Origin of the sequence: Tardiphaga sp. (assembly GCF_041424195.1) — a bacterium.
Taxonomy (GTDB): Bacteria; Pseudomonadota; Alphaproteobacteria; order Rhizobiales; family Xanthobacteraceae; genus Tardiphaga.
The window spans coordinates 61548-86570 of sequence record NZ_JBGMOE010000090.1 but is presented as its reverse complement, the minus strand read 5'-3'; the positions used below and the strand labels follow the sequence as shown (position 1 = coordinate 86570).

Genomic DNA, 25023 nt, shown 5'->3' with positions numbered 1-25023 from the left:
CAGCAAACCGTCCCGCCTGTCCCAGTGGTATCCTGACCACAGGCGATGCGGCCTGCCCGCAGACAGCCGGTACCCACACATCCCGTGACGCCGCATCTCCGGCGTCCACCGCATCCCGCCCCGCAATCGTGACGATCGCGATCGCCCCTCTCGATGGGGCAGGACGATGGGGAAAATAATCAAGATGGGGATGTTGTCAATACGAATAGGAAAAAATGTTTGACATCTTCCAGACCCACACGCGTCATTCCGGGGCGGCGTATCGCGAACCCGGAATGACGAGCTTGCCAAGCGAAGTGGCTGGGAATGACAGCGGGCGTGACGCGGGTAGGCGCCCTATTCCACGCCCGCTTCCTGCGGTGTGAACTCGTAGACCGACGAACAGAATTCGCAGGTCACGACGACCTTGTCGTCCTTGACCATGTCGGCGCGGTCCTGCGGCTCGAAGCTCTTGAGCATGCCGGACACGGCATCGCGCGAGCAGGAACACTCCGCGCGCAGCGGCGAGGGCGCGAACACGCGAACTCCGCGCTCGTGAAACAGGCGATACAGCAGCCGTTCGCCGGACAGATCGGGATCGATCAGTTCCACATCCTCGACCGTCCCGATCAGCGACTGACCTTCGACCCAGGCGTCATCTTCCGGCACGGCATCGGCGCTCACGCCGTCCGGCACGTCGCCGGCATGGAGATCGCGCTGCACGCGCTCCGGCGCCTTGGGCAGGAACTGCAGCAGCATGCCGCCGGCGCGCCAGCGATGTTTCGGGCCACCCTCCTCACCGCTGCGCCACTCCTCGCCCACGGCGAGACGCACCTTGGTGGGGATCTGCTCGGAACGCAGGAAGTATTCATGCGCGGCATCTTCCAGCGTACCGCCGTCCAGCGCGACCATACCCTGATAACGGCTCATGTCAGGGCCCTGATCGACGGTCATCGCCAGATGGCCCTTGCCGAGCAGTGCCGCGGTGCCGAGACCGGGCAGCAGGCGCTCGGCATCGAACCGCGCATAGGCGCGCATTTTATCCGGGGCGCGGAAGTCGACGATCATCAGCGACACCGGACCGTCGGTCTGGGTCTGCAGGATGAAACGGCCGTCGAATTTCAGCGCCGAGCCAAGCAGTGTCGTGAGCACGATCGCCTCGCCGAGCAGCTTGGCCACCGGCGCGGGATAATCATGCTTGGCGAGCAGCTCATCGAGCGCGGGGCCAAGCCGGGTCAGCCGCCCGCGCAGATCGAGCGGCGCGACCTCGAAAGGCAGCACTGCGTCATCGACCGGAACGGAAGACGGCGCGCGAATGGGGGCGTCGGGCTCAAGATTTGGATCTGATGGGGTCATGGCGCTCTATTTGGGGTCGGAGGGCCGCAAGTGAAAGGTGCAGGGAACCGGGAAATAGCTGCTCGTCTTGGCCGGGCCTGTCCCGGCCATCCACGCCTTTGCAAGGTACCAAGACGGGGATGCCCGGCACAGGGCCGGGCATGACGGAGGTATTGGGCGATAAATTCGATACGCCTCACGCCACCGCGCGCAGGCACCAGGCCAGAATTCCCTTCTGCGCATGCAGACGGTTTTCGGCCTCGTCGAACACCACCGATTGCGGTCCGTCGATCACCTCGTCGGTGACTTCGTCGCCGCGATGGGCGGGCAGGCAATGCATGAACAGTGCATCGGGTTTGGCCAGCGACATCAGGCGCGCATTGACCTGATAGGGTTTCAGCAGGTTGTGGCGGGTCTCGCCGTCCTTGTCGCCCATCGACACCCAGGTGTCGGTGACGACGCAATCGACACCCTTCACCATCGCATCGGGATCGTCGCTGAACGTGATCGGCGCATTGGTCGCCTTGACCCAGTCCTTGAACGGCTTCTTCGGCGACAGTTGCGGCGGCGTCGCGATGTTGAGCTTGAACTGGAAGCGCTCGGCCGCATGGGCCCACGACATCAGCACATTGTTGTCATCGCCGGTCCAGGCCACGGTGCGCCCCTTGATCGGGCCGCGATGCTCCTCATAGGTCATCACATCCGCCATCACCTGGCAGGGATGCGAGAAGCGCGTCAGGCCGTTGATGACCGGCACCGTCGCATTTTCCGCGAGTTCCATCAGCGAGTCATGATTGAGAATGCGGATCATGATGATGTCGACGAAGCGCGACAGCACGCGCGCGGTATCGGCAATGGTCTCGCCGCGACCGAGCTGCATTTCGGCGCCGGTGAGCATCACGACCTCGCCGCCGAGCTGACGCATGCCCACTTCGAACGATACGCGGGTGCGCGTCGAGGGCTTCTCGAAGATCATCGCCAGCGTCTTGTTCTTGAGCGGACGATCGGGCTCGGCATTGGAGCCGTCCCGGCCCTTCAGCCTCGCCTTCATGGCGGCTGCTGCATTCATGATGTTGCGCAACTCGGCGGCCGGTACGGCCGTGAGATCGAGGAAATGCCGCGGTGACGTGCTCATCACACGGCTCCCTGCGTCTTTGCAGATGTCCTGGCGGATGAGCCGAGGGCCACGCAGGCCTGCTCCAGCCGCTGCACGGCCTGCTCGATCTCGGACTCGCTGACGATCAGCGGCGGCAGGAAGCGCACGACATTGTCGCCGGCGCCGACGGTCAGCAGCTTCGCATCGCGCAATGCGGCCACGAGATCGCCCGCCGGCACCACCGCCTTGAGGCCGATCAGCAGACCTTCGCCGCGCACTTCGCTGAGCACGTCCGGATGGCTGTCGACCACGCCCGCGAGTTTCTGTTTCAGCAGCAACGACATCTTCTTCACATGGTCGAAGAAGCCGGGCTTCAGCATGATATCGAGCACGGAATTCGCCGCGGCCACCGCCAGCGGATTGCCGCCAAAGGTCGAACCATGGGAGCCGGGCGCCATGCCTTCAGCCGCTTCCGCCGTGACGAGGCACGCGCCGATCGGGAAACCGCCGCCGAGCGCTTTTGCGAGCGACATGACATCCGGCGTCACACCGATACGCTGATAGGCGAACAGTTCGCCGGTGCGGCCCATGCCGGTCTGCACTTCGTCGAAGATCAGCAGGATGCCGTTCTTGTCGCAGAGTTCGCGCAGCGCGCCGAAGAACGCGTTGCTCGGCGCACGCACGCCGCCCTCGCCCTGCAGCGGCTCGATAAGAATGCCGGCGGTGTTCGGACCGATCGCCTTCTTCACCGCTTCGATATCGCCAAGCGGCACCTGGTCGAAACCGTCGAGCGGCGCACCATAGCCTTCGAGATATTTGGCGGCGCCAGTCGCAGCCAGCGTGCCAAGCGTCCGGCCATGGAACGCGCCTTCAAAGGTGATGATGCGGGTGCGCTCGGGATGGCCCTTGGAGAAATGATAGTGCCGGGTCACCTTGATCGCGCATTCCATCGCTTCCGCGCCCGAATTGGCGAAGAACACGAAGTCGGCAAAGCTTTGTTCGCACAGCCTGGCGGCGAGGCGTTCACCGTCCGGGCTCTTGAACAGGTTCGACATGTGCCAGAGCTTGGTGGCCTGCTCCTGCAACGCGGCAACCATATGCGGATGGGCATGACCGAGAGCGTTGACAGCAACGCCGCTGGTAAAATCGAGATAGCGCTCGCCATCGGTTCCAATCAGCCAGGCGCCTTCACCGCGCTCGAAAGCGACATCCGCACGCGCGAAAACAGGCAGCAAGTGAGCCTGAGAGAGGGGCGAGGACGTTGCGTTGTTGGTCATAACCGATCCGATCGAAAAGACTGCGTCCGCGTCGATGACAACTGTGCGAAATCGAACAACGGACCCTAGAAACGAAACGTGCCGCCCTTCTCGGGCGGCACGTGGGCATTATTCTAGGTGTGCTGCGAGGACTGTCAACCGCGCACTGCGGCTTTCGAGTCACACGGAGTCGCAGAAAAAGCCGATTTTGCTGCTTTGTTTGCAGAAGCATGTGGACGCGGCATGCCCGACTCTTGCGCGTGAGTCACGGCATATTGTAGCTTTTGCCTCGTCGGATACGACATCTCGTGCGGCGGTAGATCCTTTTGACACATCCAGTGCGGCGTAAAAGCCGGACGCGAAATTCGCGCCCGGTGAGCGCTAAAGGATTCTGACCGCAGGGATTTTTGAAGTCTCAACTCGCAGCGCTGCCCGGTCAGGCTGGCGCTCACGAAGGGAAAATGGCGATGACGGTAATGACATGGACCGACGATCGCGTCGAACAGTTGAAGAAACTCTGGGAAGGCGGCCTCTCCGCCAGCCAGATTGCTGCGGAACTCGGTAACGTGACCCGCAACGCTGTCATCGGCAAGGTTCACCGCCTCGGCCTGTCCGGCCGCGCCAAGAGCCCCTCCTCGGCAGCTCCGCGGCAGCGCAAGGCGCGCCCGGCACAGCAGATGGTGCGTGTCGCCCGCCCGATGGCCCGCGGCAACACGGCATTGGCCCATAATTACGAAGTCGAGGCCGAGCCCGACCCGATCGCCTATGACAATATCGTGCCGATCAGCCAGCGCCTGTCGCTGGTCGAACTCAACGAAGCCACCTGCCATTGGCCGATCGGCGATCCGTCGAGCCCCGAATTCTACTTCTGCGGCGGCAAGGCGCTGGCCGGCGCTCCCTATTGCGCACATCACTCGCGCATCGCCTATCAGCCGGCCAGTGACCGCCGTCGCGCCGTGCCGAAGCCGACGCGCTGAACCGGACGTATCAAGCCAAATGAAAATGCCCGGCAGCGATGCCGGGCATTTTTCGTTGGCACTTGCTTGCCTCACCCCGCCTAGCGAAGCCTCGCTTCGCCGGGCGGGGAGAAGGAAGAGAGACCTACTCCGCCGCCTTGTCGAAGCGGTCATCCAGTGCGTAGCCGGCACCGCGCACGGTTCGGATCGGATCCGGCTCACCGGCGGGATTGAGCAGCTTGCGCAGGCGACCGATATGCACGTCGACAGTGCGCTCATCGATATAGATGTCACGGCCCCAGACGCTGTCGAGCAACTGCTCTCGGCTGAATACGCGACCCGGATGTTCCAGGAAGAACTCCAGCAGGCGATATTCGGTCGGACCGAGATCGATCGGACGGCTGGACCGCACGACGCGGCGCTTGTCGCGGTCGAGTTCGATATCGCCGAAAGCGAGCACGGTGGCGAGACGCTCCGGCGCGGCACGCCGCAGCAGACCCTTCACACGCGCCAGGAGTTCCGGCACCGAGAATGGCTTGACGATGTAGTCGTCGGCACCGGTGGCAAGACCGCGAACACGCTCGCTCTCCTCGCCACGCGCCGTCAGCATGATGATCGGCAGTGCCTTGGTTTCGGGCCGCGCACGCAAGCGGCGGCACAGTTCGATGCCGGACAGACCCGGCAGCATCCAGTCGAGCACCACGAGATCCGGTACACGCTCCTTCAAGCGGGTGTCGGCATCGTCGCCGCGAGCTACGGTTTCAACGTCGTAGCCCTCGGCATCGAGGTTGTAGCGCAGGAGCGTCGTGAGTGCTTCCTCGTCTTCAACCACTAAAATGCGCGCGTTCATTGCCATATTGATCAATACCCTCAGTGACGTCCGACAAGCCTCAGATCATGAACCCGGCGGAAGACCGGCTTCCCCTTTTCCGGATCATGCGTCAGGCCGTCGGCGTATTCGCGAAGTTGGTCATGTCGCCCTTCGGGCGCTTGTCGACCATCTGCTGACCCTCGATCATGTAGAACACGGTTTCCGCGATATTGGTGGCGTGGTCACCGATCCGCTCGATGTTCTTGGCGCAGAACATCAGGTGGATACAGAACGAGATGTTGCGCGGATCTTCCATCATGTAAGTGAGGAGTTCGCGGAACAGCGAGGTGCAGATGGCGTCGATTTCCTCGTCGCCCTTCCACACCGTCATGGCTGCCGGCAGATCGTGCGCGGCATAGGCGTCGAGCACCGACTTGACCTGGGTGGTCACGAGGTCGGTCATGTGCTCGAGACCGCGGATCAGCTTCAGCGGGTGGAAGTCGCTGTCGAGTGCATTGACGCGCTTGCCGATGTTCTTGGAGAGATCGCCGATCCGCTCCAGATCGGTGGCGACGCGCAGCGCGCCGACGATCTCGCGCAGGTCGACAGCCATGGGCTGGCGCTTGGCGATGGTCAGCACGGCACGTTCCTCGATCGTGCGCTGCAACTGGTCGATCTCGGCATCGGCGGCGACGACGCGGGCGCCGAGTGCGACGTCCCGGCGGATCAGCGCATCGACGGATTCGACGATCTGCCGTTCAGCGAGGCCGCCCATCTCGGCAACGAGACGGGTCAGCTCCTGCAGATCGTCGTCGAATGCCTTGGTGGTGTGTTCAAAAGCCATCTCTAAATCCTCCCGCGAACATGTCGCGTCAGCCGAAGCGGCCGGTGATGTAATCCTGGGTACGGCGATCGGTCGGCGACGTGAAGATCTTGTTGGTCTGATCGAACTCGATCAGTTCGCCGAGATACATGAAGGCCGTGGTATCGGAGACGCGGGCGGCTTGCTGCATGTTATGGGTCACGATCGCGATCGTGTACTGATCCTTCAACTCGTCGATCAGCTCCTCGATCTTCGCGGTCGAGATGGGATCCAGCGCCGAGCACGGCTCGTCGAACAGGATCACTTCCGGCCGAACCGCGATGGTGCGCGCGATGCACAGACGCTGTTGCTGACCACCCGACAGGCTGAGGCCCGACGCGTTGAGCTTGTCCTTGACTTCGTTCCAGAGCGCACCGCCACGAAGCGCCTTCTCGACGCGGATGTCCATCTCCGACTTGGAGATCTTTTCATAGAGGCGGATACCGAAGGCGATGTTTTCGTAAATCGTCATCGGGAACGGGGTCGGCTTCTGAAATACCATGCCGACGCGGGCACGCAGCAGGTTGAGGTCGAGCTTCGGATCCAGAATGTTCTGGTTATCGAGCATGAGCTGACCTTCGGCGCGCTGGCCGGGATACAGATCATACATGCGGTTGAAAATGCGCAGCAGCGTGGACTTGCCGCAGCCCGACGGGCCGATGAACGCGGTCACGCGGTTCGCCATCAGCGTCAGGTTGATCTTCTTCAGGGCATGGTGTTCGCCGTAATAGAAGTTCAGGTCGCGCACGGTGACCTTGGGACGGGTCTCGCCCTGCAGGACCGGCGGCGGCATCGAGACGGAGGGAACGCCAGACGACACAGAAAGCTCACTCATTTTGCTGTCCTCTCGGCGCCGAGAATGCGTGCGCCAATGTTAAGGGCAAGTACGGTCAAGGTGATGATCAGGGCACCGCTCCAGGCGAGCTGCTTCCAATATTCGTAGGGGCTCTGCACGAAGTTGTTGATGGTCACCGGCAGGTTGGCCATCGTCTTGGTGAGATCGAGGCTGAAGAACTGGTTGCTCAGCGCGGTGAACAGCAGCGGCGCCGTTTCACCGGCGACCCGCGCCGTCGCCAGCAGCACGCCGGTGATCAGACCGGCCCGGGCTGCACGATAGGCGATCCGCTTGATGACCAGGGAGCGCGGCAGGCCGAGCGCCGATGCCGCTTCACGCAGCGGGTTGGGTACGAGGCCGAGCATGTCTTCGGTGGTACGGACCACGACAGGGATGACGATCACGGCGAGGGCCAGCGAACCGGCGAGAGCCGAGAAGCCACCCATCGGAACCACCACCGCGCCATAGACGAAAAGGCCGATGATGATGGACGGGGCCGACAACAACACGTCGTTGATGAAGCGGATCACCGAGGTCAGCTTGTCGTGCTTGCCATATTCAGCGAGGTAGGTGCCAGCAAACAGGCCGAGCGGCGCTCCGATGCCGACGCCGATCACAGTCATGATGACCGAACCGACGATGGCATTGAGCAGGCCGCCTTCCATGGAGCCGGGCGGCGGCGTGTTCTGGGTGAAGATCTGCAGGCTGATGCCGGCGAGACCGTTATAGAACAGCGTGAACAGGATCAGCGCGAGCCAGGTGACGCCGAACAGGGCGGCACCCATGCAGAGGCCGCGGACAATCGTGTCGTTGCGACGGCGGGATGCGTAAATCGGGTTCATGACTTAGTTCCCCGCCTTCTTTTCAAGCCGCATCAGCATCAGACGCGCGGCCGAAAGCACCATGAAGGTGAGCACGAACAGCAGCAGGCCGAGCAGGATGAGGCCGGACTGATGCAACCCGTCGCTCTCCGCGAATTCCGAGGCGATCGCCGCCGAGATCGTGGTGCCTGGACCGAACAGTGAACCGGTGATGCGGAACGAGTTGCCGATGATGAAGGTCACCGCCATCGTCTCACCGAGTGCGCGGCCGAGCGCCAGCATGATGCCGCCGATCACACCAACGCGGGTGTAGGGGATGACGACGTTCCGAACGACTTCCCAGGTGGTGCAGCCGACGCCGTAGGCCGCTTCCTTGAGCACCGGTGGCACCGTCTTGAACACATCGACCGAGATCGAGGTGATGAAGGGCAGCACCATGATGGCGAGGATCAGCGCGGCGTTGAACAGCGAGAGATAGGACGGCGGACCGGCGAAAATGGTGCCGAGCACAGGCACGCCTTCGAAGGTCGAGATCAGGAACGGCTGGAAATGGTTGGCCAGGAACGGGCCGAGCACGAAGAAGCCCCACATGCCGTAGATGATCGACGGAATGCCCGCGAGCAGTTCGACCGCCATGCCGATGGGACGACGCAGCCATTGCGGGCACAGTTCGGTGAGGAAGATCGCGATGCCGAGACCGACCGGAATCGCGATCGCCATGGCAATTACCGACGTGATCAGGGTGCCGTAGATCGGGCCCAGCGCACCAAGGACCGGCGGATCAGCCGACGGAGCCCAGCGCTGCGTGGTCAGGAACGAGAAGCCGAATTCGTGGAGCGCTGGCCATGCGCCGGCGATGAGCGAGAGGATGATGCCGCCGAGAATGAACAGAACGGACAGCGCCGAGATGCGCGTGATCCAATAGAACGCCTGATCTCCGGCCTTGAAGGCGCTCAGCGCCTTTGCGCGGTCATAAGGTCCAGTGGCGTCCATCGGTGAGCTCTGTACGGCCATGTCTGCCACGCCAGTCCCCTGTATTGTTATATTACCCAAAACGCACTGCCCTGGATGGGCCTGTCAGGGCGCGAAGTCCGAACAGCGAAGAGAAATCCAGCTCGGTAAAAAAATAGGCGGAGGAGAGATGCCCCTCTCCTCCGCCCGTACCAGATCAGCTCTTGATGTCAGCCGACCAGGTCTTTTCGATCAGCTTGACGACGGGTTCCGGCATCGGAATGTAGTCGAGCTCTTCAGCCATCTTGGCGCCCTTTTCGAACGACCACTTGAAGAACTTCACGGCTTCAGCCGATGCAGCCTTATCGACCGGGGTCTTGTGCATCAGGATGAAGGTCGCGGCAGTGATCGGCCAGGAAGCGTCGCCCGGCTGGTCGGTGAGGATCACGTAGTAGCCGGGAGCCTTGGCCCAATCGGCGTTCGACGCAGCGGCCTGGAAGGCTGCAACGGTCGGCTGCACGGTCTTGCCGGCCTTATTGATCATGCCGGTATAGGTCAGCTTGTTCTGCTTGGCGTAAGCATATTCCACGTAACCGATGGCATTCTTGGTCTGGCCGACGTTGCCAGCAACGCCTTCGTTGCCCTTGGCGCCAACGCCAACCGGCCACTCGACGGCGGTACCGGTGCCGACCTTGGTCTTCCACTCAGCCGAAGCCTTCGACAGATAGTCGGTGAAGTTGAAGGTGGTGCCCGAACCGTCCGAACGACGAACAACGGTGATGGCGGCCGACGGCAGCTTCAGCTTCGGGTTCAGCTTGGCGATGGCAGCGTCGTCCCACTTGGTGACTTTGCCGAGATAGATGTCGCCGAGCACTTCGCCGGAGAGAACCAGCTCGCCCGATGCGATGCCTTCGAGATTCACGACAGGAACGATCGCGCCCATCACCATCGGCCACTGAACCAGGCCGTCTTTCTCGAGCTGCTCAGCCTTGAGCGGCGCGTCGGTGGCGCCGAAGGTCACGGTCTTGGCCTGGATCTGCTTGATGCCAGCGCCCGAACCGATGGACTGGTAGTTGAGACCATTGCCGGTCTCTTTCTTGTAGGCGTCGGCCCACTTCGAATAGACCGGGAACGGGAAGGTCGCTCCAGCGCCCGTGATGTCGGCGGCAAATGCCGAGGTCGAGGCGGCCACCAGGCCGGCGACGACGATCGTTTTCAGGAATTTCATGGTTATCTCCATCTGGTGAGCGATAACGCCGAATGCGCCAAGTGGTGCTCACGCCGCCCGTTTAGGGGTGGTCGATTGTGCTTTTATGATAGTTCCGTGACACTTGGATGACGGCGATAAGCATTTGTAAATGCTCGGTTTTTATGTCCTTGCCGATAGTTTTACCGTGCAAATGACACCAAAAATGCCGTGCCTTATGGGCCATGCGATACCGTCAAAAATCGACCGTCACAGGGGTTAACAATATGTTTCAGCAGGCGGAATTCGGTCCCGCCAGCATGCGCGCATCTGACAGTCGCGGGCACGGTATCGAGGTTGGATCGGACGCTATGACGCACCGCGTGCCAGGGCTTTTTTGACGGTCCGGGCAAAGCGCAGCCATACGAAACCGCTCGAGGGCGGCTCGTAACGGGGGACACAGCAACCAGGACGACGGGAGCTTGAGCGTCAGGACGCGGCGGAGGGGGGAGGCGCCGGCGGCGTCTTCACCTGCGGAAAGGCGGCGGTGAAGGTCGCGCCGTTCTTCGGCACGCTTTCGATCAGCAGCCGGCCGCGGTGCCGGTTCAGGATGTGCTTCACCAGCGAGAGGCCGAGGCCCGTACCGCCCTGCGCGCGGCTGTCGCCCACGTCGACCCGGTAGAAACGTTCGGTGAGGCGCGGCAGATGCTCGGGAGCGATGCCCGGGCCATAGTCCCGCACGGCAACGCGGATTTCCGGCACGCCTTCCGCCGTCGATGCCGTGACCAGCGACACGTCGACCTTGCCGCCGGACGCGCCGTATTTCAGCGCGTTCTCGATCAGGTTCTCGAACAGCCTCAGCAATTCCTCGCGATCGCCGGCGATGGACACCGGCGTCTCCGGCAGCTCCATCTCGATCTTGACGTTGCGCTCATTGGCGAGCGGCTCCAGGCCGTCGCCGACCTGGCGGATGATGGGGAGAATATCGACCAGCGTATCCGGCCGCACATGCGCTGACAGTTCGACGCGCGACAGCGACAGCAGATCGTCGATCAGCCGTGCCATGCGGGTCGCCTGCGCATGCATGATGCCGAGAAAGCGCTCGCGCGCCTTGGCGTCGTCCTTGGCCGGTCCCTGCAGCGTGTCAATGAAGCCGGACAGCGCCGCCAGCGGCGTGCGCAGCTCGTGGCTGGCATTGGCGACGAAATCGGCACGCATTTCCTCGACACGGCGCAGCGGCGTCTGGTCGTGGAAGGTCATCAGCATGCAGGTGTCAGTGCCGCCAAAGGCCGTCGGGACCGGCACCGGCGTGATCATCAACTCCATCCAGCGATCGACAGGCACGTGATCGAGATAGGTCGCGCGGCGCGGCTCGGTGGTGGCGATGGCCTCGCGCAGGGCGGTGATGATCTCCGGCGAGCGCAGCGCGAATTGCGCGAGTTCGTTCTTGCGCAAGGCGGGCGCGAGCTGCGCGGCAGCGGCATTGAGATGGATGACGCGACCGGCGCGGTCGAGCAGCACGGCGGGATCGGGAATGCCGGCAATGATAGCCCGCACCGCGGGCGCCTCGACAGGATTGGCCGCCAAAGCCTCGTCGCGCGCCGTCACCACGTCGTGCAGCCGCCACGGCACCAGCGCCGCGCCGGCGATGCAGACGAACACGATACCTGCGCGCAGCGGCGACAATTCGCCGAAAAACACCAGTGCGGCCAGCGCCAGGCCAGCGGCCAGCAGAATGATCGCCGAATGCCGCAGCCGATCAGGCCACGGCGAGAACATGGTCGATGGGGAAGCTTCAATGGCCATCTGAACCGGATCTTCCTGCTGCGAATGCGAATGTGTGTCAGGCGCCGGAGCGACCGTGTTCCTTCAGCGGATGGCCGACATCGGGCTTGGCCTCCGCTGCGACCGCCTGCAGCTTTTTCGATCGCGAACCAACAATAAGCTCGCGAAGCGTCAGTAACATGACTGATATAAAGAATGGCGCGAGGTAATAAAGCACCCTGAACAGCAACATGCCAGCCAGCAGCTTTTCCTGATCCATCATTTCGAGGCCGACCAGCATCGCGGCGTCGAACACCCCAAGTCCGCCCGGCGAATGGCTGGCGAACCCCAGCAAGGTAGCCGAGACGAACACCACCGCGACCACGACGAAGCCGACATCGGGCTCGGCGGGCACCAGCATATACATCGCCAGCGCACAGAAGCTGAGATCGATGATACCGATGGTGATCTGCAGCAAGGTCAGCGGGCCGCCGGGCAGCACCACCGACCATGGGCCACGGCCAACGCTGCGCGGCTTCATCCAGACCCAAACCACATAGCCGACGAGGCCGGCGAGGATGACAAAGGCCAGGATGCGGTTCAGCCAGGGCGGCACCTGGTTGATCGCGCTGGCGGCTTCCGGATGATAGGCGATGCCCATGCCGAGCACCGCGAGATTGCCGAGCCAGAAAGTCAGTCCGGCCAGAAACACGATCTTGGCGACATCGACCGCGCTGAGGTCCCAGGCCGAATAGATCCGGTACCGCACCGCACCACCGGTGAAGACGCTGGCGCCGACATTGTGGCCGATGGAATAGCTGGTGAAAGCCGCCAGCGCATTGATCCGGTACGGCACGTCGCGGCGGCCGATCGTGCGCACCGCGAACCAGTCATAGAATGTCAGCGTGAAATAGCCGGCCGCGACCGACAGCGCGGACAGCATGATCAGCCGGGGCTCGGTCTCCGTCATCGCCCGGAAGACGGCGGCGGCGTCGATGTTGCGAAGCTTGTGATACAGCATGTAGCAAGCGACGCCGATCACCGCGACGCTAATCAAGACACCGAGTTTGTGCAGGATTTGCTTCTCGCGCAGAAACGAAATCGCCCTGCGTATTGCTTCCAGCATCTCAACCTCGAATGCGATCCTTTGACCAGGGAGATCTGGACCAGGGAAGTCTGACTAACCTTGGCGGAACCGCCACATCACGTTGTCTTCGGCACAACCGTCGTAGCGCGTTTTTCGGCAAAGTGAAATTCGCCGGCTGTGAATAAAAACAAGCCACATCAGTATATTAGGTCACCCCGAACAAACCACCAGCGTCACGGGCACATTCGCTGCGGCAAAATGCCGACATCCTGACGCGTCTCACGTCACAATGAGGCTTTCGTGACCCCATGCCGCCGATTTGGCGGCGAGACGTTGATAAAACAGACGGCGGCGGCATGCACCACCGACCTCACGTCGAGCGGGCCTGCTGCCTGACCACCACAATATCGCGCAGCCACGAGCCGATGGCGCAGCCGACGAGATAGAACGCCAACAATGCGAGGCCGAGATCGAGCCAGTAGCCGAAGCGGCCGGGCACGACTTTGGCAATCGCGATGCCGACGACGACCACGGCGATCACCGACAGGCGCTGGATCCATGCGCGCGACACCGGACGCCCGCGATAGACCACGGCGATCCAGCCCGTGCAGAAGCCGATCAGGAACGCCCCAAGCAGCCAGCCCCAGTGAAACATGGCAAGATAGGTCATGGCGCTTGCCTCACGATGAACTCGATCCGGCGATTCTGCAGCTTGCCTTCGTCGGTCTCGTTGGTGGCGATCGGCTGTGTGCTGCCGTAGCCGACGGTCGAGAAACGGTCCGCCGGCAGGCCGGCCTTCACCAGATAATCCTCGACCGCAGCCGCGCGCTTCTCCGACAGCGACTGGTTAAACGCCGCGTCGCCATCGCCGTCGGTGTGACCGGCGATCTCGACCTTCACATTGGGGCAGCGCATGGCGATTTCCACGAGGCGGTCGAGCAACCCCGCGGAATCCACATTGATGCTGGCGCTGGACGTCTCGAACCGGATGCGGCCCTTGGTCAGATTCTGCGCGAACAGCTGCTGGCACACGCTGGCATCGACCGGTGCCGCGGCGGGCTTCACCGAGACTTCGGCCTTGGCCTGCCAGCCCTGCGGAAGCTCCCGCGCCAGACTTGCGCGGATCTGGTCGGCGGCGACCTCATAGAGTGCGTCGCCCGACAGTTTCACCTCGCGGTCAGACACCACCAGCGCGCCGGTCGACAGCCGCGACAACGCGCCGAGCGCCGTTGTCACCGCCGCGGCAAAACCACCGGGCGCGCCGATGCTGGCCTTCAGGTTGTCGACGATCTTCTCATTGCCGAACTTGCGTCCGGCAGCCGACGCAAGCGCGGCGTGGATGTTGTTGTCCGGGACATAGCCGCTCAGCGTCAGCGTGTTCGTCACCGGATCCTTGTTGGCCTGGAACACATAGGGCGGCGCCTTGATGTCGTTGGCCGCCACGGTGAAGCCTTCCGGCAGGTTCTTCAGCGCCGCCGCGACGGCTTCGCGACCGCCGAGATCGCGCGCCATGCCGGAGAGGCTGACATTGGTATCCGAAATGACCGCCTTGCCTTCCTTCAACTTGGCGACCTGATCAAGCAACAGCACAGCTGCGGCATCAAACCGCGGCGGCGCGCCGCGCTTCAGGCCCATGCGGTCGGAGACCTCGGTTCCGCTGAGTGCGGCGCGGGCCGCTTCCACAATTCGCGCCTTGCTGGCGGGCAATGGCGCGGTTCCCCACAGCGTGACACGGACATTGTCGCGCTCCGCGACCCAGACGAACGGCTTGGCCTCGGCGACGAGACGGGTTTCGTCATTGACCAGGCGCACGCCCGGCGACGCCTCGACCGACGAGACCGCGCTGCGCCGGCCCTCTTCGGAGAAGGCTTCCGCGGAAAAGGTGACGTCACGGCCGGCAACCGTGATCTGGCTTTTGTCGAGGATGGTGTTTTTCAGCGCCGCAGTGCTGCGCGCCGTTAAATCCGTTTCAAGCGGAATCGTGCTAACCCAGGCAGCAACCGCCCAAAGGATGGCAAGCGGGATGAGCCCCGGCCACCATTTGGCACTCCACCTGTAAAATCCGTGCATTCGACGTCCTGCGGGTCTGGAAACAGAGAGAAAACAAACCCTTGCGGGACTGTCAAACTGAAATCAAGGCAAACCTCTGGCGCCGCCGCGGGTATTCGAATAACGCTTTGTTCAATCGTTTCTGATCATTTCCGTGGGTAGCATCAATTGCTGGGTCATACGATGAAGCAGATTCGCAACACGATTATTCGTGCTGGCCTGGATGCGCTGTATTTCAGCGGGGCCCACCGGGTGTTGCGACCGATCTTCGGCGGCGTGGGCACCATTTTCATGCTGCACCATGTGCGTCCTGCCCATGCCGGCCCGTTCCAGCCCAACCGCCACCTCGAGATCACGCCCGATTTCCTGCGCGCCACCCTCGCTTATCTGCGCGCAACCGACGTGGATATCGTGACCCCCGATGAAGTGCGGCGGCGGCTGACCGAGCAGGATTTCTCGCGCCGCTTCGCCTGTTTCACCTGCGATGACGGCTATCGCGACAACCGCGACCATGCCCTGCCCGCGATGCAGGATTTCGACGCGCCCTTCACGGTCTATGTCACCAGCGACTTCGCCTCCGGTACCGGCCGGCTGTGGTGGGTGACGCTGGAGCGCATCGTCGCCAAAGCCGATGTGATCGAGGCCCCGATCGACGGACAGATGGTGCGCCTGGATACATCGACCCTCGCCGGCAAGGATATGGCGTTCGACCGCCTGCATGGCTGGCTGCGCGGCTTGCCGGAAGAAGCGGATATCCGCCGCGAGGTCAGCGCGCTCTGCGCCGCGCATGGCATCGACGAAGACGCGGTCAGCCGTGAGCTGTGCATGTCGTGGGACGAACTCAAACCTTTCGCAGCCGATCCGCTGGTGACGATCGGCGCGCATACCGTGAGCCACTGCAATCTCGCCAAACAGACCGAGGCGATGGCCGCGCATGAGCTGTCAGCCAGCCGCACCGATATCGAAAACGTTCTGCAGCGCCGGGCCGTGCATCTGGCCTATCCCTATGGCGACCGCTGTTCCGCCGGCACACGGGAATTCGCACTGGCGAAAAGCGCCGGCTTCGAGACAGCCGTGACAACCCGCCCCGGCGTGATCGCCTCGGACAACTTCTCGCAGCTCACAGCGCTGCCGAGGGTCTCCCTGAACGGCAACTATCAGGACACCCGCTATCTGCCGGTGCTGACCTCCGGCGCAGCCACCGCGATGTGGAACGGCTTCCAGCGCCGCGGCGTCGGCTAGTCTGATCGTGTGCTGCAGGCGAACTGCAGCCTCGCGTCCCACACCGGATCAGACCGCCCTTCGCGGCAGATCGGTGTCCGGCGGAAAATACACGCCCGACATCGGATCGACCCAGCACAGATGCTCGTTGACGCGGGTTACGCCAGCCACATTTTCAGCGGCCACAACGATCGCCCGACGGACATTCTCGTCCGTGATGACGCCGTCGATGTCCACGACGCCATCCTTCACCCGGACGCCGAGGCCGACGGGTGTCCATTCGTTATGCCTGAGCACAGCGACGATGCGGCGGCGGATCAACGCATCACTCGACCCGACATCGGAGACGTCGTGCAGGACATCGGCGATGGCCTCGACGAAATTCTGCCGGCTGACGATGCCGACGAGCGCCCCACCCTGCAGCACCGGGACACGCTTGACGTGATACTTCTCCATCACCTCAACGATATCCGACAGCTCCATGTCCGGGGTGACCGTGCATACATCACGCGTCATGATCTCGTGCACCTTGCGGCCGGCTTCGCGGACATAGTCGACGGCCTGCCGGCTGGGGCCACGTACGAATTCCAGCCAGCGCGGACGTTTGCGCTGCGTGCCGACCTCATGCCGACGCAGGAAATCCCGCTCGGTCACAATGCCGACCAGCTTGCCGGCCGCATCCACCACGGGCAATCCGCTGACGTGGTAGTCGATCATCAACCTCGCAGCTTCGCTGATCGACGCGTCTGGCGAGACGGTGACGAGCTTGCGGGTCATAATTTGATGAGCTCTCATGGCTCTCTCCCGTTGGGTTGAGGTCCGCTTGCTGGACGAACCAATGCGAGAAGCCTACGCCGGCCGCCGGTTCCGGCCTTGATCTCGCTCAACTGCGGCAGCGCTTGTTGACTCGCCTTGTTGACTCCCCTTGCCCGCCGCCGCACACAATCGCCCCAACGACAAAACAAACGGGAGGCATCATGTTCACCAATCTGTTTTCGCTCGATGGCCGCATTGCACTCGTCACCGGCGGCTCGCGCGGCATCGGCAAGATGATCGCAGCGGGATTTCTCAGCCAGGGCGCAGCCAAGGTCTACATCACCGCGCGCAAGGCCGGGCCGTGCGAAGCCACCGCGAAAGAACTCTCCGCGCAATATGCCGGTGAATGCATCGCACTGCCGATCGACATCTCGACCATGGCCGGCATCGAGATGCTGGCTGCCGAAATCAAGAAGCGCGAACCCAAGCTCGACATTCTCGTCAACAATGCGGGCGCCGCCTGGGGCGCGGACTTCGACGAATTTCCGGAGAGCGGCTGGGACAAGGTGATGACGCTGAACGTCAAGACGCCGTTCTTTCTGACCAAGGCGCTGGCCGGACCGCTGCGTGCAGCAGCCAGCGCGGACAAGCCCGCCAAGGTGATCAATATCGCGTCCATCGACGGCATCTTCGTCAATCCGATGGAGACCTATTCCTATGCGGCGAGCAAATCCGGCCTGATCCACCTGACACGCCGCATGGCCGTGAGACTGATCCAGGATCACGTCGTCGTCACAGCCATCGCGCCGGGTCCGTTCCAGTCGGACATGAACAAGGCCGCGCGCGACAATGCCGATGAAGTGGCGACCCGCGTGCCCGCCGGCCGTATCGGCACTGACGAGGACATGGCAGGCACCGCGATCTATCTCGCCTCGCGCGCCGGCGACTATGTGGTCGGCGCAACTATCGCGGTCGATGGCGGCATCGTTTATGCGAATCCGGGCATCAAGGGCGACGGCTGGGATTGAAGACATTCGCGCGGCGCGTCATTGCGGGCCTTCATGGGCTGCAATGACGCGCTGCCGATCTATCAGCCTCGGCTATGAATTAGGCAATTAACCAGTTCGTGGCCCGAGGACGAAATTTAAGCCGCAAAGCTATTTTTAAATAACTATCTGATTCCTATAAATATAATTTCCGACACGGTCCGCCCGTTGTCGTTGTACACAATGGCACGCCGCTTGCTTCGTTAACTTCCGAGACATCCATGCCTCGGGGAGTAAACGGCGATGGCGGACTCACTGCATACAACGATGGTCCTTGCCGAACCCGGCCCGATCGCGGTCGACTGGGGCACGACAGCACTCGTCATCATCGACATGCAACGCGACTTCATGGAGCCCGGCGGCTTCGGTGAGACGCTCGGCAACGACGTGTCGCAACTCGCCCGCGCCGTCGCTCCCATCGCTGCGGTACTGAAAGCCGCGCGCGAGACGGGGATGATGGTGGTGCACACCCGCGAGGGACACCTGCCCGATCTGTCCGACGCGCCGCCCGCCAAGATCGAACGGGGCGCGCCCTCCTTGCGGATCGGCGATCCCGGCCCGATGGGACGTATCCTCATTCGCGGCGAGGCCGGCCACGACATCATTCCCGCGCTCTATCCGGTCGAAGGCGAGATCGTCATCGACAAGCCCGGCAAGGGCGCGTTCTACGCCACGACGCTCGGTGCCGACCTCAAGGCGCGCGACATCGACACGCTGCTGGTCTGCGGCGTCACCACGGAAGTCTGCGTCAACACCACCGTGCGCGAAGCCAACGACCGCGGTTATCGCTGCATCGTCATCGCGGATGGATGCGCGTCGTACTTCCCCGAATTTCACGAGATGGGCCTGAAGATGATCAAGGCCCAGGGCGGCATCTTCGGCTGGGTCGCCGACTCCGCCGCCATTCTCGATGCCATCGCACGTTCTGAAACGACACTTTCTGAGAACACACCGGAGACTTCCAACAAACTTGCAGCAGGAGCATCACGATGAGCACGACCGCAGGGACGTTTTCTAAAGATTCTGCCGGCAAATCCGACTTCAAGCCCGCTCTATGGACGCCGGGCGACTGGAACGCATTTTTCGGCTTCGGCACCAACATCCTCGTCAACATGCTGGTGCTGACCGGCCTGCTGCGTTTCGTCCTGAAAATGCCTGACAACATCGTGTTCGGCCGCATCCTGCCGGCGATGGGCCTGATGATGTGCCTGTCGACGATGTATTACGCCTGGCTCGCCTACAAACTGGCGCAGAAGACCGGCCGCACGGATGTCTGCGCGCTGCCCTCGGGCATCAGCGTGCCGCATATGTTCATCGTTACTTTCGTGATCATGCTGCCGATCTCGATCACGACAGGCGATCCCATCAAGGGCTGGGAGGCGGGCCTCGTCTGGGTGTTCTTCCAGAGCTTCATCCTGATGATCGGCGGCTTCATCGCCCCCTGGATCCGCAAGGTGACGCCGCGCGCCGCGCTGCTCGGTACGCTGGCCGGTGTCTCCATCGCCTTCATCGCGATGCGCCCGGCGCTGGAAATGTTCATGACGCCGGTGATCGGCCTCACATGTTTTGCCATCATCATGCTGAGCTGGTTCGGCGGCTATAAATATCCCAAGGGCGTCCCGGCAGGCCTTGTCGCAATTGGTGTCGGCATGGTGATCGCCTGGGGTTCGAACCTGCTCGGCATCGGCATCGGCGGCGTCAGCGTCGCCGGTGTCACCGCGGCCTTCAGCAATTTCGGTTTCTCGGTGCCGATCCCCGCGTTCGATCACGTGTTCTCCGGCTTCCAGTTCCTCGGCGTCATCCTGGTCACCGCCATTCCCTATGGCATCTACGACCTGGTGGAAGCGATGGACAATGTGGAGTCCGCGGAAGCAGCCGGCGACGAATATCCGACCACGCGCGTACTGACCGCGGACGGCGTCGTCTCGCTGATCGGCTGCCTGATGGGCAACCCTTTCATCAATGCGGTCTATATCGGCCACCCCGGCTGGAAAGCGATGGGCGGCCGGATCGGCTATTCGGCAGCGACCGGACTGATGGTGATCGTGCTGTCGTGGTTCGGCGTCATTGCCCTGATGCTGGCGATCATTCCTGTGGTCGCGATCTCGCCGATCCTGCTCTATATCGGCATGCTGATCTGCGCGCAGGCCTTCGAGACCACACCACGCGAACACGCCCCCGCTATCGCCCTCGCACTGACGCCGCATCTTGCGGCCTGGGCCACGGTGCTGCTGTCAGGCGCACTCGGCGCCGCGGGGATGAATTTCGGCGCGATCCATTCGCCCGAATTCATCGCCAAGATGGGGCAGAACGGCGTGCTGTTCCACGGCCTCGAAGTCATGGGCGGCGGCTCGATCCTGGTCGGCCTCGTGCTCGGCGCCATTGCGGTGTTCGTCATCGAGCGCAAATTCATCAACGCATCAGCCTTCGCTCTGGCCGGTGCCGTGCTGACCTATTTCGGCTTCATGCACGGCGAGGCCATCGGCATCGGCGGCGGATTGGGGGTGACGCCCGGCGTCGCTCTCGCTTATGCTCTTGTTGCAGCCGGGCTCTTTGCCGCGGACAAGTTCGGTGCAACCAGCCTGTCTTCTGTCCCGCAATCGGAGCCGCCACTTGCCGTGCCTGCTGAATAATATCGTCTCAACCTGCGGGTGGCACACCCGTGCCATCCGCAGCAGGTCCGCATCGTGCAGTCTTGCATCGTGAGTGAGTCCGTTCCCGAAACCATTGCCGCCATCGTTGCCGCGCATCGCGCCGGCACCTTGACGCCCGCACAGACCGTTGCGCGCAGCTATCAGCGCATCCGCGAGCGCGGCGATCCTGCCATCTTCATCACGCTGCGCGTTGAGGCCGAGGCCATCGCCGAGGCCGAGGCGCTCGCTGCGAAGGATCCCGCCACGCTGCCGCTCTATGGCGTGCCGGTGGGCGTGAAAGACAATATCGACGTGGCCGGCCTGCCGACCACCGCGGCCTGTCCCGCATTCGCCTATAACGCCACGCGCGATGCCAGTGCCGTGGCGCGGCTGCGCGCAGCGGGCGCGATCATCATCGGCAAGACTAATCTCGACCAGTTCGCGACTGGCCTCGTCGGCGTGCGCTCGCCCTATGGCATTCCGAAGAATGCGATCCGCGACGATCTCGTGCCGGGCGGATCGAGCTCAGGTTCTGCCGTTGCGGTCTCCGCAGGCCTCGTGCCACTGACGCTGGGGACAGACACTGCGGGCTCCGGCCGCGTGCCGGCGATGCTCAATAACATTGTGGGCCTCAAGCCGAGCCTCGGCCTGATCCCGACCGCTGGCGTGGTGCCGGCCTGCCGCACGCTGGACTGCGTCTCGATCTTCACGCTCACGGTGGACGATGCGATGGCTGCGCTCGATGTGATGGGCGGCTATGACGCGCATGACCCCTATTCGCGCAAGCGGGTGCCGGGTTCGCTCACCGCCTTTCCGAAGGGTCTCAAGCTCGGCGTACCGCGCAACGGCCAGCTGATCTTCTTCGGCGACAAGGCCTCGGAGAAAGCCTATGAGGACGCGCTGAAGCGCTGGACCTCGCTCGGCGCGACGCTGGTCGAGTTCGACCTCGAGCCGTTCTATGAGACCGCGCGGCTGCTTTACGATGGCCCGTGGGTGGCCGAGCGCCTGCTGGTGATCCGCGATCTGCTGGCATCGGCACCGGATGCGATCCATCCCGTGACGCGCGAGATCACCATCGCCGGTGCACGCCAGAGCGCGACCGATACGTTTGCGGCCCTCTACAAGCTGCAGGATCTCAAGCGTGTCGCAGAACAGGCTTTCACGGCTCTCGACGCGCTGGTGCTGCCGACGGCGCCGACCGCCTATACGACGGCGCAGGTGCTGGCCAATCCCATCGAGCTCAATTCCCGGCTCGGCACCTATACCAACTTCGTCAATCTGCTCGACCTCTGCGGCCTCGCCATTCCCGCCGCCATGCGCGCAGACGGAATCCCGTTCGGCATCACGCTATTGGCGCCGGGCGGCGATGACGCGCTGCTGGCCAGTATCGGCCGGGTGTTTCACGCCGACACCAAACTGCCCGTCGGCGCCAGGGCCCTGCCGCAGCCGGCGCTCGCGCCGCTCTCGGACAAGCTCGCTGATGGCGAGATCGGCCTCGCGGTGGTCGGCGCGCATCTGTCGGGGATGGCGCTGAATGGCGAATTGCAGGCGCTGAATGCGCGCCTGCTGAAAGCCACGACGACGGCGCCCGACTACAGGTTCTATGCGCTGAACGGCACCACGCCGCCGAAGCCCGGCCTGCTGCGCGTCGCGCCCGGCTCGGGCACGGAAATCGCCGTCGAAGTCTGGGCGCTGTCGGCAGAGGCCTTCGGCAAATTCGTTGCATCGCTTCCGCAGCCGATGTCGATCGGCACGCTGACACTGTCCGACGGATCGAGCGTCAAGGGCTTCCTGGTGGAAGCCAAGGCAACGGAAGATGCGCGCGATATTTCGTCGTTTGGCGGATGGCGGGCCTATATGGCGCAAGCCAAATAACGCACGGCGCGTGCGCTCCCTCGCCCCGCGCTTTTGCTGGGAGAGGGCTGGAGTGAGGGGCTCTCGCTCCACTTGCTGACGCGCATGCGGCGGCTGCCCCTCAGCCGACCGGCTTCGCCGGTCGGGTCTCCCCGCGAGCCGGGAGAGGCAAGAGAACTAGGCCGCCCGGATATTGCCCATGAAGCGATCGAGTTCGGCGCGCAGGCGCGCGCTTTCGCTCGACAGGGTCTGCGCCGAATTCAGCACCTGAGCTGACGCCGCGCCGGTTTCGGTCGCGCCGCGATTGACGTCGACGATGTCGCCGGCAACCTGCTGGGTACCATGCGCAACACGCTGGACGTTCTGCGCGATCTCGCGCGTGGCTGCGCCTTGCTGCTCGACGGCGCTGGCGATCTCCGAGGCGATGCCCGAAATTTCGCCGATGGTGCTGCCGATCTGCTTGATCGCCGCCACCGACTCCTGCGTCGCGTTCTGCATGCCCGCAATCTGGGTCGAGATTTCCTCGGTCGCCTTTGCGGTCTGGCTGGCCAGCGACTTCACTTCGGACGCGACAACCGCGAAGCCGCGGCCGGCATCTCCTGCACGCGCAGCCTCGATGGTCGCATTGAGGGCCAGAAGATTGGTCTGTTCCGCGATCGCGGTGATGAGATCGACGACGTCGCCGATGCGCTGCGCGGCGCGCGACAATTCGCCGATGCGTGCATCGGTCTGCTGTGCCTGCACCACGGCGCTGTCAGCGATCTTGCTGGAGGTCTGGACCTGGCGGCCGATTTCATTGACCGAGAGGGAAAGCTCCTCTGTCGCGGTCGCCACCGACTGCATGTTGGACGAGGCTTCATCCGAAGCGCCGGCGACACGGCTCGACAATCCTTCGGTGGTCTCGGCGGTGCGCGTCAGCGTGCCCGCTGCGACTTCCAGTTGACCTGCCGATGCCGACACGTTCGAAACGATCGCCCCCACGGCGGACTCGAAATCGTCGGCAAAGCGAATGAGTTCGGCACGGCGCGCCGCACCGGCCTCGCGGCTTTGCTCTTCCTGTGCGGCGGCATCCCGCTCGGCCTTCGCGATGGCCTGTACCTTGAACTCTTCCACGGCGGACGCCATGTCGCCGAGTTCGTCGCGGCGGCCGAGACCCGGCAGCACGACTTCGAAATCACCGGCCGCAAGCTTGCGCATCGCCGCGCACATGGCGATCATCGGGCCGGCAATGCTGCGCCCCAAGAGCAGCGCAAGGATGGCACCGACGATGAAGCCGCCAACACCCAGCACCATCACCTGACGTTCGGTGTCGTGGATCGTGGCGTCGGACTCGTTTTCAAGTCGCTGCTGATCGGACAGCAGGTCCGCCTTCATTCCTGACGACAGCTTGGTGATCGCTGCCGCTGTCTCCGACATTTCCTGAACGAGACCGTCGACCTTCTTGGTGTTCTCAACGAACTTGACGAAGGCCTCGGCGTAGAGCTTCGTGTCCGCGGTGATTTCCTTCACCTTGTTGTTGATCTTGTCGTCATTGGCATAGATCGTCGCGAACGAGTTCTGCAGGAACTTGATGCGGGCCGTCGCGGCATTCGAGGTCTTGTCCTCGGCCTTGCCGATATAGGTATTCACGAGCGAGGTCGCAGTGATGAACTGGGTCGTGATCTCCTTGACCTGATCCTGCACGGAAGCAAGGCCGGCCATGGTCGCGGTGTCGCCGAGATCGTCGATCTTGTTGCGCAGCATCAGGCTGGTACGCGACAACTGGGTCGATGCGATCGTGTCGTTCTGCCCCTTCAAGGCGAGGATGTCCGCGAATACCTTGGTGAAGGTGGTGAATTCGCGGGACAGTTTGGTGATCTTGTCGAGCCGCGCAGAATCCCTGGTCGCCTTCATCGACTGATCGATGGCGTCTTTCAGGCTCGCTTCCGCAGCCTTCGCAGCCTTCGCGTCCTCTTCACGGCTGGTGAGCACGTAATAGCGCGTCAGCGCCTGATAGGAGGTCAGTTCGCGGTCGATATTGCGGGCCAGACCGGACTCCGCAACGCTGGTGCGATACGACACCACGCCGGACGAGATGCGCTCGAAGCCGACATAAGCCAGCACCATGCTGAGCGCGGAGATGGCGAGCACGGCCGCAAAGCCCAGCGTCACCTTGGCGCGAAACCTGAGGGCAGGAAACTTAAAAGAAGCCGGCTTCTTCCGGACAAGCGTCGTCGTTGCCACCTGGGGCCCCCGTTCATCACTCCCAACATCCCGGTCATCGCGCGCAAGCGCGCGCAAAGCCGATGCCCAAACCTACGGCACATTGGCTAAGGACGAGTAAACGGATACCGGAACTTCTGGAGGTTGCGCGGCAGGCGAACGAGATCGCCGTCATTCCGGGGCGGGGCCGACGCCGTAGGCGGCGGGACCGAACCTGGAATCCCGACATGGGAATCTTCGGAGAGCCAAGCCACCCCGAGAATCCCCGCCACTCCAGTTGGAGTGGCTGAGGTCCGTGCGGCTTCGCCGCGCGCCCCGGAATG

Annotated in this window: 21 protein-coding genes; 6 read left to right on the top strand and 15 right to left on the bottom strand. The window is 63.1% G+C overall.

Translation table 11 applies throughout. From position 1 onward, the window contains the following. Positions 1 to 336: 336 nt before the first annotated feature. From ACEK02_RS13975 to ACEK02_RS13965, 3 genes are all read right to left on the bottom strand, one after another. The gene (locus tag ACEK02_RS13975; protein ID WP_371422279.1) at positions 337 to 1335 is read right to left on the bottom strand and encodes an Hsp33 family molecular chaperone; all 999 of its coding nucleotides are present in this window, start codon (positions 1333 to 1335) and stop codon (positions 337 to 339) included. Positions 1336 to 1510: 175 nt separating this feature from the next. Further along, positions 1511 to 2449, bottom strand: coding sequence for an ornithine carbamoyltransferase (gene argF, locus ACEK02_RS13970; protein ID WP_371422278.1), 939 nt, complete (start codon positions 2447 to 2449; stop codon positions 1511 to 1513). Further along, positions 2449 to 3687 (bottom strand): aspartate aminotransferase family protein, encoded by a 1239-nt coding sequence (locus ACEK02_RS13965; RefSeq protein ID WP_371422277.1) that lies wholly within the window; start codon positions 3685 to 3687, stop codon positions 2449 to 2451. The genes argF and ACEK02_RS13965 overlap by 1 nt, the downstream gene beginning before the upstream one ends. A 446-nt stretch (positions 3688 to 4133) precedes the next feature. Here ACEK02_RS13965 and ACEK02_RS13960 point away from each other — a divergent pair, with 446 nt between their 5' ends. Continuing rightward, positions 4134 to 4643, top strand: coding sequence for a GcrA family cell cycle regulator (locus ACEK02_RS13960; protein ID WP_371422276.1), 510 nt, complete (start codon positions 4134 to 4136; stop codon positions 4641 to 4643). A gap of 124 nt (positions 4644 to 4767) precedes the next feature. On the opposite strand, the gene phoB is transcribed toward ACEK02_RS13960, so the two are convergent. From phoB to ACEK02_RS13910, 10 genes are all read right to left on the bottom strand, one after another. Further along, on the bottom strand, positions 4768 to 5472 hold the full coding sequence (gene phoB / locus ACEK02_RS13955) for a phosphate regulon transcriptional regulator PhoB (protein ID WP_068737970.1): 705 nt from the start codon (positions 5470 to 5472) through the stop codon (positions 4768 to 4770). 91 nt (positions 5473 to 5563) lie between these two features. Continuing rightward, the gene (phoU, locus tag ACEK02_RS13950; RefSeq protein ID WP_371422275.1) at positions 5564 to 6277 is read right to left on the bottom strand and encodes a phosphate signaling complex protein PhoU; all 714 of its coding nucleotides are present in this window, start codon (positions 6275 to 6277) and stop codon (positions 5564 to 5566) included. 28 nt (positions 6278 to 6305) lie between these two features. Then, entirely contained in the window at positions 6306 to 7130 is an 825-nt protein-coding gene (gene pstB, locus ACEK02_RS13945) for a phosphate ABC transporter ATP-binding protein PstB (RefSeq protein WP_371422274.1), read from the bottom strand. Further along, positions 7127 to 7972 carry a phosphate ABC transporter permease PstA gene (pstA, locus tag ACEK02_RS13940; RefSeq protein WP_149529330.1) on the bottom strand — a complete coding sequence of 282 codons (846 nt, stop codon included), beginning with the start codon at positions 7970 to 7972 and terminating at the stop codon, positions 7127 to 7129. The genes pstB and pstA overlap by 4 nt, the downstream gene beginning before the upstream one ends. A gap of 3 nt (positions 7973 to 7975) precedes the next feature. Next, a complete protein-coding gene (pstC, locus tag ACEK02_RS13935) occupies positions 7976 to 8974 on the bottom strand; it encodes a phosphate ABC transporter permease subunit PstC (RefSeq protein ID WP_371422273.1) in 999 nt (332 codons plus the stop codon). 145 nt (positions 8975 to 9119) lie between these two features. After that, positions 9120 to 10130 carry a phosphate ABC transporter substrate-binding protein PstS gene (gene pstS, locus ACEK02_RS13930; protein ID WP_371422272.1) on the bottom strand — a complete coding sequence of 337 codons (1011 nt, stop codon included), beginning with the start codon at positions 10128 to 10130 and terminating at the stop codon, positions 9120 to 9122. Positions 10131 to 10577: 447 nt separating this feature from the next. Beyond that, positions 10578 to 11894, bottom strand: coding sequence for an ATP-binding protein (locus ACEK02_RS13925; protein ID WP_371422271.1), 1317 nt, complete (start codon positions 11892 to 11894; stop codon positions 10578 to 10580). Between the two features lie 37 nt (positions 11895 to 11931). Beyond that, on the bottom strand, positions 11932 to 12978 hold the full coding sequence (locus ACEK02_RS13920; RefSeq protein WP_371422270.1) for a lysylphosphatidylglycerol synthase domain-containing protein: 1047 nt from the start codon (positions 12976 to 12978) through the stop codon (positions 11932 to 11934). 331 nt (positions 12979 to 13309) lie between these two features. Beyond that, the gene (locus tag ACEK02_RS13915) at positions 13310 to 13609 is read right to left on the bottom strand and encodes a hypothetical protein (RefSeq protein WP_371422269.1); all 300 of its coding nucleotides are present in this window, start codon (positions 13607 to 13609) and stop codon (positions 13310 to 13312) included. Next, positions 13606 to 15009 (bottom strand): OmpA family protein, encoded by a 1404-nt coding sequence (locus ACEK02_RS13910; protein ID WP_371422268.1) that lies wholly within the window; start codon positions 15007 to 15009, stop codon positions 13606 to 13608. Before ACEK02_RS13910 ends, ACEK02_RS13915 begins: the two co-directional genes overlap by 4 nt. A gap of 162 nt (positions 15010 to 15171) precedes the next feature. Between ACEK02_RS13910 and ACEK02_RS13905 the strand changes: the two genes are divergently transcribed. Further along, positions 15172 to 16230, top strand: a complete 1059-nt coding sequence (locus ACEK02_RS13905; protein WP_371422267.1) for a polysaccharide deacetylase family protein — start codon at positions 15172 to 15174, stop codon at positions 16228 to 16230. Between the two features lie 48 nt (positions 16231 to 16278). Here ACEK02_RS13905 and ACEK02_RS13900 read toward each other — a convergent pair whose 3' ends face one another. After that, positions 16279 to 17004, bottom strand: coding sequence for a CBS domain-containing protein (locus tag ACEK02_RS13900; protein ID WP_371422266.1), 726 nt, complete (start codon positions 17002 to 17004; stop codon positions 16279 to 16281). A 182-nt stretch (positions 17005 to 17186) separates the two neighbouring features. On the opposite strand from ACEK02_RS13900, the gene ACEK02_RS13895 reads away from it, so the two are divergent. The 4 genes from ACEK02_RS13895 (at position 17187) to atzF (ending at position 22519) form a co-directional block, all read left to right on the top strand. Then, positions 17187 to 17993, top strand: coding sequence for an SDR family oxidoreductase (locus ACEK02_RS13895; RefSeq protein ID WP_371422265.1), 807 nt, complete (start codon positions 17187 to 17189; stop codon positions 17991 to 17993). Between the two features lie 261 nt (positions 17994 to 18254). Then, positions 18255 to 19004, top strand: coding sequence for a cysteine hydrolase family protein (locus ACEK02_RS13890; protein WP_371422264.1), 750 nt, complete (start codon positions 18255 to 18257; stop codon positions 19002 to 19004). Then, positions 19001 to 20644 carry a regulator gene (locus ACEK02_RS13885; protein ID WP_371422263.1) on the top strand — a complete coding sequence of 548 codons (1644 nt, stop codon included), beginning with the start codon at positions 19001 to 19003 and terminating at the stop codon, positions 20642 to 20644. Before ACEK02_RS13890 ends, ACEK02_RS13885 begins: the two co-directional genes overlap by 4 nt. A gap of 69 nt (positions 20645 to 20713) precedes the next feature. Continuing rightward, positions 20714 to 22519, top strand: coding sequence for an allophanate hydrolase (gene atzF / locus ACEK02_RS13880; RefSeq protein ID WP_371422262.1), 1806 nt, complete (start codon positions 20714 to 20716; stop codon positions 22517 to 22519). A 156-nt stretch (positions 22520 to 22675) separates the two neighbouring features. On the opposite strand, the gene ACEK02_RS13875 is transcribed toward atzF, so the two are convergent. After that, a complete protein-coding gene (locus tag ACEK02_RS13875; RefSeq protein WP_371422261.1) occupies positions 22676 to 24721 on the bottom strand; it encodes a methyl-accepting chemotaxis protein in 2046 nt (681 codons plus the stop codon). Positions 24722 to 25023: the final 302 nt, after the last annotated feature.